The sequence below is a fragment of the Streptomyces swartbergensis genome, from assembly GCF_002148965.1.
GTDB classification, from domain to species: Bacteria; Actinomycetota; Actinomycetes; order Streptomycetales; family Streptomycetaceae; genus Streptomyces; species Streptomyces swartbergensis.
Map to the genome: position 1 here is coordinate 1 of NZ_NGFN01000274.1, position 11,632 is coordinate 11,632.

At 71.8% G+C, this 11,632-nt stretch carries 13 protein-coding genes; 4 read left to right on the top strand and 9 right to left on the bottom strand.

From position 1 onward, the window contains the following. The coding region (locus tag CA983_RS32155; protein WP_086604321.1) for a thiolase family protein at positions 1 to 1,085 on the bottom strand (1,085 nt) is incomplete at its 3' end. Positions 1,086 to 1,318: 233 nt separating this feature from the next. Here CA983_RS32155 and CA983_RS32160 point away from each other — a divergent pair. From CA983_RS32160 to CA983_RS32175, 4 genes are read left to right on the top strand one after another with little or no spacing between them, the layout of a single operon-like run. Then, positions 1,319 to 1,576, top strand: a complete 258-nt coding sequence (locus CA983_RS32160; RefSeq protein WP_086604331.1) for a WhiB family transcriptional regulator — start codon at positions 1,319 to 1,321, stop codon at positions 1,574 to 1,576. Further along, a complete protein-coding gene (locus CA983_RS32165) occupies positions 1,573 to 2,055 on the top strand; it encodes a Dps family protein (RefSeq protein WP_086604322.1) in 483 nt (160 codons plus the stop codon). The genes CA983_RS32160 and CA983_RS32165 overlap by 4 nt, the downstream gene beginning before the upstream one ends. Positions 2,056 to 2,088: 33 nt before the next feature. Then, on the top strand, positions 2,089 to 2,433 hold the full coding sequence (locus tag CA983_RS32170) for a DUF3140 domain-containing protein (protein WP_086604323.1): 345 nt from the start codon (positions 2,089 to 2,091) through the stop codon (positions 2,431 to 2,433). 2 nt (positions 2,434 to 2,435) lie between these two features. Further along, positions 2,436 to 3,083, top strand: a complete 648-nt coding sequence (locus CA983_RS32175) for an HhH-GDP family DNA glycosylase (RefSeq protein ID WP_086604324.1) — start codon at positions 2,436 to 2,438, stop codon at positions 3,081 to 3,083. A 109-nt stretch (positions 3,084 to 3,192) separates the two neighbouring features. On the opposite strand, the gene CA983_RS32180 is transcribed toward CA983_RS32175, so the two are convergent. The 8 genes from CA983_RS32180 to CA983_RS32215 form a co-directional block, all read right to left on the bottom strand. Then, the gene (locus CA983_RS32180) at positions 3,193 to 3,882 is read right to left on the bottom strand and encodes an SDR family oxidoreductase (protein ID WP_086604325.1); all 690 of its coding nucleotides are present in this window, start codon (positions 3,880 to 3,882) and stop codon (positions 3,193 to 3,195) included. Then, positions 3,879 to 4,760 carry a cupin domain-containing protein gene (locus tag CA983_RS32185; RefSeq protein ID WP_086604326.1) on the bottom strand — a complete coding sequence of 294 codons (882 nt, stop codon included), beginning with the start codon at positions 4,758 to 4,760 and terminating at the stop codon, positions 3,879 to 3,881. The genes CA983_RS32180 and CA983_RS32185 overlap by 4 nt, the downstream gene beginning before the upstream one ends. Further along, complete coding sequence (locus CA983_RS32190; RefSeq protein ID WP_086604327.1) at positions 4,757 to 6,172, bottom strand: amidohydrolase family protein; 1,416 nt, start codon at positions 6,170 to 6,172, stop codon at positions 4,757 to 4,759. The genes CA983_RS32185 and CA983_RS32190 overlap by 4 nt, the downstream gene beginning before the upstream one ends. A gap of 46 nt (positions 6,173 to 6,218) precedes the next feature. Continuing rightward, positions 6,219 to 7,199, bottom strand: coding sequence for an alpha-ketoacid dehydrogenase subunit beta (locus tag CA983_RS32195; protein WP_086604328.1), 981 nt, complete (start codon positions 7,197 to 7,199; stop codon positions 6,219 to 6,221). Further along, on the bottom strand, positions 7,187 to 8,164 hold the full coding sequence (locus CA983_RS32200; protein ID WP_086604329.1) for a thiamine pyrophosphate-dependent dehydrogenase E1 component subunit alpha: 978 nt from the start codon (positions 8,162 to 8,164) through the stop codon (positions 7,187 to 7,189). The genes CA983_RS32195 and CA983_RS32200 overlap by 13 nt, the downstream gene beginning before the upstream one ends. Continuing rightward, positions 8,164 to 9,501, bottom strand: coding sequence for a M24 family metallopeptidase (locus tag CA983_RS32205; RefSeq protein ID WP_086604332.1), 1,338 nt, complete (start codon positions 9,499 to 9,501; stop codon positions 8,164 to 8,166). The genes CA983_RS32200 and CA983_RS32205 overlap by 1 nt, the downstream gene beginning before the upstream one ends. A gap of 52 nt (positions 9,502 to 9,553) precedes the next feature. After that, the gene (locus tag CA983_RS32210) at positions 9,554 to 10,192 is read right to left on the bottom strand and encodes a helix-turn-helix domain-containing protein (protein ID WP_086604333.1); all 639 of its coding nucleotides are present in this window, start codon (positions 10,190 to 10,192) and stop codon (positions 9,554 to 9,556) included. Positions 10,193 to 10,279: 87 nt separating this feature from the next. Continuing rightward, entirely contained in the window at positions 10,280 to 11,449 is a 1,170-nt protein-coding gene (locus CA983_RS32215; protein ID WP_086604330.1) for a sensor histidine kinase, read from the bottom strand. Positions 11,450 to 11,632 lie beyond the last annotated feature (183 nt).

Genomic DNA, 11,632 nt, shown 5'->3' on the forward strand with positions numbered 1-11,632 from the left:
GTCAGGATGCGGGCGCCCGAGCAGCCCAGCGGGTGGCCGAGGGCGATGGCTCCGCCGCTCGGGTTGACCAGCTCGGGGTCGATGCCGAGCTGGTCCACGCAGGCCAGGGCCTGGGCCGCGAAGGCCTCGTTGAACTCGGCCTCCTCCAGGTCGCCGATGGTCCAGCCGGCGCGGGTCAGTGCCTTGCGGGTGGCGGGGACCGGGCCGATGCCCATGACGTCGGGGTGGACGCCTGCCGAGGCTCCGGCGACGTAGCGGCCCAGGGACTCCAGGCCCAGCTCGCGCAGGGCGTCCTCGCTGACCAGGAGCAGGCCGGCGGCGCCGTCGTTCATCGGGGAGGCGTTGCCCGCGGTGACCGTGCCGCCTTCCCGGAAGACGGGCTTCAGCCGGGACAGCTTCTCGTAGGAGGTGTCCTCGCGGACGCACTCGTCGGTGTCGACGACCACCCCGTCGGGGCGTTCGACGGGCAGGAGTTCGTCGTCGAAGTGGCCGTTCTTGCGGGCGAGGGCGGCGCGTCGGTGGCTGCGCAGGGCGAAGTCGTCCTGGCGTTCGCGGGGGATGCCGTACCGCGCGGCGACCTCCTCCGCCGTCTCGCCCATGGGGAGCAGGCCGTGCAGGTCCCGCATCGCGGGGTTGACCAGGCGCCAGCCGAGGCGGGTGTCGGCGGTCTCGATGCGGTGCGGCAGGGCCTCGTCGGGGCGGGGCAGGACGAAGGGGGCGCGGCTCATCGACTCGGAGCCGCCCGCGATCACGATGTCGGCCTCGCCGGCGGCGATGGTGCGGGCTGCCGTGGTCACGGCCTCCAGGCCCGAGGCGCAGAGGCGGTTGACGGTGGCGCCGGGCACGGACTCGGGGAGGCCGGCGAGCAGCGCGGCCATGCGGGCGACGTTGCGGTTGTCCTCGCCCGCCTGGTTGGCGGCGCCCCAGTAGACGTCGTCGACGCGGGCCGGGTCCAGCGCGGGCACCTCGCCGACCAGGGCGCGGACTACGGTCGCTGCGAGGTCGTCGGGCCGCACCGGGGAGAGGGAGCCGCGCAGCTTGCCGATGGGGGTGCGGCGGGCGGCCGCGAAGTGGACGGGACGCACGAGAGGACTCCTCACACACCGCGCATGGATACGCATCGCGGCACTGATACACACCGCACATTAATTAGCACCGCTAGTTTCGGACTATAGACCCTCGCCCGCCACCTGGGAAGATTTCTGTGGGTGCCGGGGCTTCAGGAGGACGTTGTCGCAGGCCAGCACGCTGCTCCGGGACTGCCCGCGTCCGTCGCGCGGCGCGTTTGCACCAGTGCGCCCTGGGCACCCGCGCGTTCATGGAGTGGTTGCGGAGCGCCGCCTGTGTGGACGAGGACCCCGAGTTGTTCTTCCCCGTGGGCACTTCAGGTCCAGCCCTGCGGGACGTCACGGCCGCCAAGCGGATCTGCGCGCGCTGCCCGGTGACCGGCCAGTGCCTGAGCTTCGCGCTGAGCAGTGGCCAGGCCTCGGGCGTGTGGGGCGGGACCTGCGAGGAAGAGCGCGACGCACTGCTCCGGACCACGAGGAACGACGCAAGGAGGAGAAGCGCCCTATGACGGCTGTGCGGAGCACACTGCCCGACGAGGCCCGCCGGGTCTCGTGCGAGGCACTCCAGGACACCCTGGTGGATCTGCTCGGACTCTCGCTGATCGGGAAGCAGGCGCACTGGAACATCGTCGGACCCCGGTTCCGGTCGATCCACCTCCAGCTCGACGAGGTGGTCTCGGCCGCGCGGAACTTCGCCGACACGGTGGCGGAGCGGTCCGCGGCGCTCGGCGTCCCGCCGGACGGCCGGCCCGAGACCATCGCCAAGGCCTTCACCCTGCCCGCCCCCAAGGAGGGCTGGGTGCGCGACTCGGACGCCTTGCAGGTGATGGTGGAGTCCCTCCAGGACGCCATCGGCCGGCTGCGCGAGCGCATCGACGCCACCGAGAAGGCCGACCTGGTCACCCAGGACCTGCTGATCAGCATCACCGCCGAGCTGGAGAAGCAGCGGTGGATGTTCGACGCCGAGAACGTCCCCGGCGAGGGCTGACCGGCGTGCACGTACGTACGGAAGGGGCATGTGATGACCGACGCCCTTGAACTCGACGCGCTGTGGGAGGACTTCCACCGCGTGGTGAACATGACGTCGCAGGAGCTCGCGGCCTGGCTGCGGATGCGGGACGCCGACGAGGACGCGGAGCCGCTGCCGGAGCAGGCGGGTACGAAGACCGGGCAGCACGTCCTGGCGATCCTGCAGAAGCGGCGTACCGACCTGACCGAGGACGACCTGCGGGTGATGCGGAACGTCGTGGACAGGGTCACCTCGCAGGTGGACCTGGAGGACGAGCCGATACCCGAGGTGACGGCCGAGGACACGCGCCGTCGGCACCGGCTGATGACGGTCGGCCACGATCCGCTCAAGGGGTAGACGTGGACCGGCAGCGGCGCGTCGTACGCGAACTCCTCGACGCGCACGGCCGGACGTACGCGGATGAGGCGGGCATCCGGCTGAAGGACACTCCGCAGCCGCTGTACCGGCTGCTGGTGCTGGCCCATCTGCTCAGTGCCCGCATCCGCGCCTCGGTCGCGCTGGCCACCGCCCGTGCCCTGCACGAGGCGGGGCTGCGCGACCCGCGCCGCATGGCGGAGGCCGACTGGCAGGAGCGCGTGGACGCGCTCGGCCGGGGCGGCTACCGGCGCTACGACGAGCGTACGGCTACCCAACTCGGCGAAGCAGCCGAGCTGTTGAACGAACGGTGGGGCGGGGACCTGCGGCGACTGCGCCGGGAGGCGGACGGCAAGGTGTCCGAACTGCGCCACCTGCTCCAGGAGTTCCCCGGGATCGGCCCGGCCGGCGCCGACATCTTCCTGCGCGAGGCTCAGGGTGTATGGCCGGAGGCCGCTCCCTACCTCGATGGCAAGGCCCTCCAGGGTGCCGAGCGGCTGAAGCTGCCGAAGGACACGGAGCGCCTCGTGGAACTGGCCGGGCGGACCGACCCGGCCGTCCTCGCCGCGGCGCTGGTGCGGGCGGCGGTGGACAAGGAGGTGTCGGAGGACACGCTCCGGCGTGTCGGCTGACCGGCCTTCTCTCGTGCCGGGCGGCCGGCCTTCTCTCGTGCCGGATGACCGGCTTCTCCCGTGCCGGATGACCGGCTTCTCCCATGTCTGGTGGGTCGCCCGCCTTCTCTCAGCCGAGCAACCACCCTCCGTCCACCGTCAGTTCGACGGCGTTGACCGACCGGTTGCGCAACAGGAAGCCGACCGCGTCCACCACGTCCGCCATCGTGGCGAGCCGCCCGGTCGGCGTCTCGGTGCGCAGCACCTCCAGCACCTTCTCCGGCTTGGCCTGCCAGTACGGGCTGTCGCCGACGACGCCGGGATGCACCACGTTGACCCGGACGGGAGCGAGCTCGACGGCGAGGGAGTTCATCAGGCCCCGCACGCCCGCGTTGACCGTCGCCACCGTCGTCGCCCCCGGGTAGGGGCGTTCCTTGGCCTGTCCGCCGAACAGGACGATGGCGCTGTCGTCGTGCAGCCGGGTCCGCAGCGTGTGCACGACCTCGGTGTAACCGACGAGCTTGAGGGTGACCAGCCGCAGGGCGGCGTCGATGTCGTACTCGCTCACCTTGTTGTCGTCCCGGGAGACCCCCGCGAGCACCAGATGGTCGACGCGTCCCACGTCGGCCAGCGCCGCCGCGATCTCCAGCGGCCGCCCCAGGTCGAGGGCGATGCCCCGGGCGCCGAACTCCTTGGCGATGAGGTCGGCGCGGTGGGCGTCGCGGCCGGTCAGGACCACCTCGTCCCCCTGCTCGGCGCGGGCCCGGGCGAACGCGAGGCCGATGCCCGACGTGCCGCCGACGACAAGGACATTGCTCATGACCCCTCCTCAAGCACCTGGCGCAGATAGTCCCAGTCCYTGGTGAACCGGTACGAGTGCCGAGCCGGTGGCTGCGGCGCCTGCGTCTCCAGCCAACGCAGGGGCCCCTGCCCAGCGTTCACGAACCCATGCACACAGCCGGCGCCCGCCCACGCGAGGTCCCCGGGCTCCAGCCGGTACCGCTCGCCGTCGAGGGTGGTCTCGGCCACGCCCTCCAGGATCAGATACGTCTCCTCGAAGGGGTGGTCATGGGTGCCGATGACGCCGTCGGGCGCGTACTGCACCATGAACATCGTCGAGCCGACCGCGCCCAGGTCGCTGTCGACCATCATCTTCACGGTGATGCCGCTGTAGACCAGCAGCGCGGTGCGCATGCTCGCCGTGACGGCCAGCAGGTCCTGGGACTGCTTGCCGGGGTCCATCTGGGCGGGCTCGAAATGGCCGAAGGAGCGGGTGCGCGGGTCGCGGACGTCGACCCGGACGGGGTCGCGAGCAGGCAGGTCCGGCACCGTCTGGGTGTCGTACCCGCAGCGGGCCCGCGGCACGGGGGCGAGCATGTCCGCCCAGCGGCCGCCGGTGTCCCCGGCGCCGCGCCAGGCGTGCGGGACGCCGATCGGCAGCAGGCCGTAGTCACCCTCCTCCAGCAGGTACGAGCCCTCGGGCACGTCGAGGACCACGGCACCGTCGAGGACGTGGAAGCTCTCCTCGTACGAGTGCACATGGGCGGGCACACGGCCGTCCGGTCGCAGTTCGCACAGGCCGAAGCCGGTGTGCACACTGCCGTCGTCCTCGCCGACCAGCGTCCTCCGCCGGTAGCCCAGGCCGTCGTACGGCGGCTCGGGAAGATCGGCCGCGCGGCGCACCAGGTGATTCGTCATGCCGTGGCCTTCTCCCCCGTCTCCCCCGTCTCCCCCTTCGACTCCTTTGACTCCTTCGACTCCTTCGACTCCTTGGTCTCCTTCGCCGCGAGGAGCCGGTCCCGGGCCTCGGAGACGAGCCTCAGGGCACGCCCGGTATCGGCCAGCAACTTGCCGTCACGCTTGTGGATCACGCCGTCGACGAGGACGGTGTCCACGTTGGACACGTCCGCGCACAGGGTCACCGCGGCCGCCGCGTCGTGCACGGGCGCGACGTTCAGCGCGGTGGCGTCGATCGCGACGATGTCGGCGCGCTTGCCGGGAGTCAGGGAGCCGGTACGGTCCTCCAGGCCCGCGACATGGGCACCGTTGACGGTGGCGATCTCCAGCATCTGACGTGCTGTCAGCATGGTGCTGGGGACCGGCATGTTGGCCTGCCAGCAATCGGCGTTGACGCGGGCGCGTTCGGCGCCGAAGGCCGCGCGGATCTGGGTGAACATGTCGCCGGGCACGGTGGTGACGACGTCGATGCTGAGCGACGGCCGCAGACCGTGCTCGATCGCCTGCATCACGGGCGGCCAGCCGTGCCCCATCTGGAGCTCCACCTGCGGCGCGACGGACACGGTGCCGCCGCTGTCGGCGACCATCCGCCACTCCTCCTCGCTGAGGTAGCAGCAGTGGACGTAGGTGGTGTCCGGGCCGAGGAGCCCCATGCCGTGGAGCTGTTTGACCATGCCGAAGCGGCCGGCCAGCCGCCCCATGGCCACGTGCACGGTGATCGGGATGCCGAGTTCGCGGGCGAGGGCCCACTCGGAGGCGACGACGTCGTTGACGCAGAAACCGGGTCCGCGTGTGGCGAGGGCCATGGTCAGCAGGCCGTCGTCCGACGCGAAGTGCCGGGCGCGGATCCGCCGTACGTCGTCGGCAGGTATCGCGATCTTGCTCTCGAACCAGTAGTCGGCGAGGGAGGTGTTGGCGCTGCCGTACGCGTACTGCGCCCGGATGCCGGACTCCCTCAGGCCCTGGATCGCGGCGTCCGGGTGGTCCGGGGTGTTGTTGATGTGCGACCAGTCGACGAGCGTGGTGATACCGGCGTTGAGGCATTCCAGCGCGCCCGCGAGGTTGGCCGCGTAGACGTCCTCCGGGGTGTAGAGGGGTGCGAAGGTGTCGAGGACTTCGACGAAGTAGTCGTCGAGGGTGGCGTCGGGCGCGACGCCCCGGATCGGCGCCTCCCAGGTGTGGCGGTGGGTGTCGACGAAGCCGGGGATCACGATGCGGCCGGTCATGTCGAGGACCTCGGCGTCGGCGCTGATCTCGGGCCGCACGGCCACGATCCTGCCGTCCTCGACGAGGACGTCCCCCTGGGGCAGATCCCCGACGGCGGGGTCCATCGAGATCACGTGACCATTGCGCAGAAGGGTTCTCGTGGTCATCGCGCTTCCTCCCATGGGGTGTTCGATGCGTGGGTGGATGTGCAGCTCAATAAGCGGCGAGTTGGCGGACCGCCGTGACGACCTTGTCGACGGTGGGGATCACCTGTTCCTCCAGCGCGTCGGCGAACGGCAGCGGGACGCACTCCGCCGCGACCCGCCGCGCGGGCGCGTCCAGCAGGCCGAAGCCCTCGTCGGCGACGATCGAGACGACGGTGGCGCCCCAGCCGCCCTGGTACGGGTTCTCCTCGACGGTGAGGAGCCGCGAGGTCCTGCGCAGTGAGCCGAGGACGGTCGCCGCGTCCAGCGGGACCAGACAACGCAGGTCGACCACCTCGGCCTCGATCCCCTCCCCCGCCAGCACGTCGGCGGCCTTCAGCGCCAGGGGCACCGTGGAGGCGAGCGCGACGAGCGTGATGTCGGCGCCCTCGCGTACGACGGCCGCCCGGCCCAGCTCGACGACATGGCCGGGCGGTGGCGGTTCGCCCTTGGTGGCCAGGAGGGCCTTGTGCTCGAAGAAGACCACGGGGTCGTCGCTGCGGATCGCCGCCGCCATCATGCCGATGACGTCGGCGGGTGTGGCCGGTGCCGCGATCTTCAGGCCGGGGACGGTCAGCGCCCAGTTCTCGGTGGCCTGGGAGTGCTGGGCACCGAAGCCGAGGCCGCCGCCGTTGGCGGTGCGCACGACGAGGGGCACGGTCACCTGGCCGCCGGTCATGTAGCGGACCTTGGGGATCTCGTTGGCGAGGTAGTCCCAGCAGCAGGCAAGGAAGTCGGAGAACATGATCTCCGCGACGGGCCGCATCCCGGTCATCGCGGCGCCCATCGCCGCACCCACGATGGCCTGCTCGGATATGGGCGTGTCCCACACCCGCTCGGGCCCGAACTCCGCTCGCAGACCCACGGTCGTCTTGAACACGCCGCCGGCCGCGGCGATGTCCTCCCCGAGGCACACGACCGACGTGTCCCGGCGCATCTCGCGCGCGATGCCCTCGGCGACCGCTTCCCGGTAGGTGATCACGTCCGCCATGCGGCACCTCCGTCCGCCCACACGTCGGTCAGCGCCTCCCGCGGATCGGGCGCCGGCCCGGCCTTCGCCGTCTCGACGGCCCGCTCCACGACGGCCCTGGCCCGCTCGTCGGCTCCGGCGACCGCCTCCGCCCCGACCCCCAGCTCGGCGAGCCGTCCCCGTGCGAGGTCCAAGGGGTCGTGCTTCAGCCACCGCTCGACCTCCTCGGCCGGACGGTAGGCCGCCGGGTCGGCGCGGCTGTGCCCGAAGTGCCGGTAGGTCTCGGCCTCCAGCACGGCGGGCCCGTCCCCGGCCCGGGCCCGCCGCGCGAGCCGTGCCACCGCCTCCTCGACGGCCACGACGTCGTTGCCGTCGACGACCTCGCCCGGGATGCCGTGGGCGGACGCCCGGTCGGCGGCGGGCCGAGCCACCGCCGTGACATCGGCGATCGGCGTGTACTCCATGTACTGGTTGTTCTCGCACACGAACAGCACCGGCAGTTTCCACACGGCGGCCAGGTTGAGCGACTCGTGGAAGGCGCCGATGTTGGTCGCGCCGTCCCCGAAGAAGGCGACCGCCAGCTGTTCCGTGCCGCGCAGCCGGGCCGACCAGGCCGCGCCGACGGCCATCGGCAGATGCGAACCGACGATGGCGTACGAGCCGAGCATGCCGGTGGCCGCCTTGGTCAGGTGCATGGAACCGCCCTTGGCCTTGCACAGCCCGGTCGCCCGGCTCATCAGCTCGGCGAGGCACTCCTCGGGGGTCGCGCCCCGGGCGAGGGCATGGTGGTGGCCTCTATAGGTGGCGAACACATAGTCGTCCGGACGGAGGGCCGCGCTCGCACCCACGGCGATCGCCTCCTGCCCGGCGGCGAGATGCGTGGTGCCCTTCACCAGGCCCTGGAGGAACAGGTCGTGGGCGGCCTTCTCCGTACGGCGGATGACGGCCATCCGCTCGTAGCAGTCGAGGAGTCCTGCGGTGTCCATCAGCCCGCCCCGTCGCCACGAGAGGTGTTGAGATGGGACTGCGCCTCCCGGCGGGTGTTCAGCTCGCCGCCCACCGTCCAGTACTTGCGCCCGGCCACCAGCAGCTCCTCGGCGGGGAACTTGGTGATGACCTCGCAGCCGTCGGCGGTGACGACGAGCTCCTCCTCGATCCGGGCGGCGGACCAGCCGTCGGCGGCCGGCCAGTAGGTCTCCAGGGCGAACACCATGCCCTCTTCGAGGACTTCGGGGTGGTCGAGGGAGACCAGACGGCTGAAGATCGGCTTCTCCCAGATCGACAGGCCCACGCCGTGCCCGTACTGGAGGGCGAAGGCGGCGGTCTCGTCGGCGAAGCCGAACTCCTCCGCGCGCGGCCAGACCTGGACGACGTCGGCGGTGGTCGCACCGGGCCGGACGAGCGCGATCGCCCGGTCCATGTACTCCCGGCAGCGCACATAGGCGTCCCGTTGCGCACGGGAGGCGCTGCCCACGGCGAACGTGCGGTAGTAGCAGGTGCGATAGCCGAGGTGGCTGTGCAGGATGTCGAAGAAGGCCGGGTCGCCCGGGCGGATCAGGCGGTCGCTGTAGACGTGCGGATGAGGTGAACACCGCTCGCCCGAGATGGCGTTGACGCCCTCGACGTACTCGCTGCCGAGGTCGTACAGGACCTTGGCCACGACGCCGACGCACTCGTTCTCGCGCACGCCCGGGCGCAGATAGCCGTACAGCTCCTCGTAGGCCGCGTCGACCATGGCACAGGCCTGGGTGAGCAGGGCGATCTCGTCGCCGGTCTTGATGCGGCGGGCCTCCAGGAAGACCTGCTGCCCGTCGACGACGTCGATGCCTTCGGCGCGTAGGGCGGCGAGGACGGGCATCTCCGCGACGTCGACGCCGAGCGGTTCGTTCGCCAGCCCGTGGTCGCGCAGCTCGGCGGCGATCTTGGCGGCGACGTCCTCGGCGATGCCCGCGTTCGGGTGGAAGGCGCCGCGCAGGGTGGAGATGCCGGCGCGGGCGCCGGTGGGCGGTCCGCCCTTGCCGTCGCTGTAGTCGAGCCACGAGTTGTAGAGCTGGTGGTGGCGGGCGGCGGAGCCGAAGTCCCAGACGACCGGTTCGCCGTCGCGCACCAGCAGGGCGAAGCGGATCAGCTTGTCCATCGCCCAGGTGCCGATGTGCGTGGCGGTCATGTAGCGGATGTTGGCGAAGTCGAAGCTGAGCACCGCGCCCAGGGCGGAGCGATTCAGGGACTCGTGCAGCCGGGCCAGGCGCTGCCGGCGCAGCCGGTCCAGGTCGATGCGCTCTTCCCAGTCGACGGCGTTGGGCCCGTATGTGCGGATCGCCATGGCGACCACCCCCACTTCGGAGTGAACGCCCGGGGGTCATGGGTGTCAAGTGTCACTGAACATCGCCGGAGACGAACCAGACGCCCACTGCCGGTACCTCTCCATCGTTGCGGTAGCGGTGGGGGGTCGTCGACTCGAAGGAGACGGCGTCGCCCGGGCGCACGGTGTACTCGTCGAAACCGAGGGTGAGGATCAGTTCGCCGGAGGTCAGATAGCCGTACTCGGTGCCGGTGTGCCGCATCAGGCCGCCCGAGCCGGAGGAGGAGCCGCCGGGCCGGTAGGTCACCAGCAGGAAGTCGACATCGGCGCCCGGCACCCGGCCCAGACGCTCCCAGACGACGCCCGAGTCCAGCTCCAGCGTCTCGCGCTCACCCGCGCGGACCAGCGGGCCGATCCGCCGCCCCGGGTCGGCGGCGAAGGCGGCGAGGGCGGGCAGGACGGTGCCGGGCGAGTCCACGCCGGCCACCGGCGAGGAGGCCCGGGCGTCGAAGAGGGACTCGACGGATATTCCCAGGACGGTCGTGATCGCATAGAGGGTGCTGACGGACGGCTGACTCTTCCCGGTCTCGATCTGCGACACGAGGCTCGCCGACACACCGACTTCTCGTGCCAGCGCACGCAGGCTCATCCCACGCTCCAGACGCGCCTGCCGGATATGCGCCCCGACGGGCGGCACGACGGCGGCTGACACGGGCGGCTCCTCTCGGATGGCGTGCGGCTTCACTTCCCGGACTGCGTGTGCAGTCTCATTGAACAGCGCGCGGGAGCCCGGACGCCACTACTTCCCTGCCGGGAACACCGCCCGCACCTGCCAGCCCGCTCCCCCGTCCGCACCCCCGCGAGGTCCCGCGTGCAACTCCCCGCCCAGCGCGGTCACCCGTTCCGTCAGGCCGACGAGGCCGAAGCCGCCGCCGTGGGCGGCCTCGGGGAGCTGGGTGCCGCCGTGGCCGTCGTCCGTCACCGTGACCTCCAGCCGGTCGCCGGGGCGGGCCAGACGGACGGTGACCTGCGTGGCGTCGCCCGCGTGGCGCCGTACGTTGGTCAGCGCCTCCTGCACGACCCGGAAGGCGGCGGCCTGCACCTCGTGCGGCAGGTCGTCGGACACGGCCGCGTCACGCTGCAGGACCGTCCTCTGTGCCGGGGTCGCGAAGCCTTCGACCAGGTCCGTGACGGCGGCCAGGTCGCCGACGGGACGGCGGTCGGCGGCCTCCGGGCCGGTGTCGCGCAGCACGCCCACCGTGCGCCGCATGGACGCCAGCGCCTCGGTCGCGGCGCGCTCGATGCCGGCCAGGACTGGGTCCAGGTCCTGCGGCTGCCGGGCCGCCATCATGCGGGCCATCTGCGTCTGCACGAGGATGCCGGTGACGTGGTGCGCGACGAAGTCGTGCAGGTCGGCGGCGATGGCGACGCGTTCGGCGCGGCGGGTCTCGCCGACCGCGACGGTGCGCCGGTAGTCCAGGGAGCGCAGGTAAGCGGCGAGCCCGGTGACGAGCCCGACCAGGATCAGGCCGATCAGGGCGTACGCCAGCACCTCGTCCTGCGGCGACCGGAAGTACCGCACCGGCAGCAGGAGCAGGGCGACCGCGTCGAGCACCCCGCACACCAGGGCCCACGGCCACGGGCAGTGGCGTACGGCGATGAACAGCAGGCTCAGCAGGACCGCCACCTCGCCCGGCCCGAACGGCACGTGCGCGCGGCCGGCCAGCAGCACGCCCGTCGTGAAGAGCCCGGAGACAACGGCGGGCACGGCGGTGCGCGACTGCGGGGTGAGCCACGGCGGCCTCCGGTCGACCGGCCACAGCACGGCGGCGAACCCGACGAGCAGCACCGTCACCGACAGCCAGAGGGTGTGGAGGACGCTCGCGACGAGCAGGTCGTAGACCGAGGCCGCCAGCAGCAGGCCGACGCCGAAGCCCCGCACACAGCCCCGGGGAGAGGTGGATCTCATGCGGCTCACGGTATGCGAGGCCGTGAGCGGCGGGATCGGCCGAACGGCCGAGGGGCCGGCGCCCTGACCTGGCCGTTCGGCGGAGGCGCGCGCCCGGGGCCGCGGGCGAGGCTGGAGCCGCATCCGTCACGTACGCTGATGCCCCTGCCCCGCCCCAGCCCTGAGGCATGATCGACCCATGAC

What these genes read in the sequence shown, in the direction of transcription:
- CA983_RS32190 (WP_086604327.1), bottom strand. Translation starts at nt 6,172, where the DNA reads ATGACCACGAGAACCCTTCTGCGCAATGGTCACGTGATCTCGATGGAC.
- CA983_RS32195 (WP_086604328.1), bottom strand. Translation starts at nt 7,199, where the DNA reads ATGGCGGACGTGATCACCTACCGGGAAGCGGTCGCCGAGGGCATCGCG.
- CA983_RS32160 (WP_086604331.1), top strand. Translation starts at nt 1,319, where the DNA reads ATGGAGTGGTTGCGGAGCGCCGCCTGTGTGGACGAGGACCCCGAGTTG.
- CA983_RS32215 (WP_086604330.1), bottom strand. Translation starts at nt 11,449, where the DNA reads ATGAGATCCACCTCTCCCCGGGGCTGTGTGCGGGGCTTCGGCGTCGGC.
- CA983_RS32170 (WP_086604323.1), top strand. Translation starts at nt 2,089, where the DNA reads ATGACCGACGCCCTTGAACTCGACGCGCTGTGGGAGGACTTCCACCGC.
- CA983_RS32165 (WP_086604322.1), top strand. Translation starts at nt 1,573, where the DNA reads ATGACGGCTGTGCGGAGCACACTGCCCGACGAGGCCCGCCGGGTCTCG.
- CA983_RS32180 (WP_086604325.1), bottom strand. Translation starts at nt 3,882, where the DNA reads ATGAGCAATGTCCTTGTCGTCGGCGGCACGTCGGGCATCGGCCTCGCG.
- CA983_RS32205 (WP_086604332.1), bottom strand. Translation starts at nt 9,501, where the DNA reads ATGGCGATCCGCACATACGGGCCCAACGCCGTCGACTGGGAAGAGCGC.
- CA983_RS32200 (WP_086604329.1), bottom strand. Translation starts at nt 8,164, where the DNA reads ATGGACACCGCAGGACTCCTCGACTGCTACGAGCGGATGGCCGTCATC.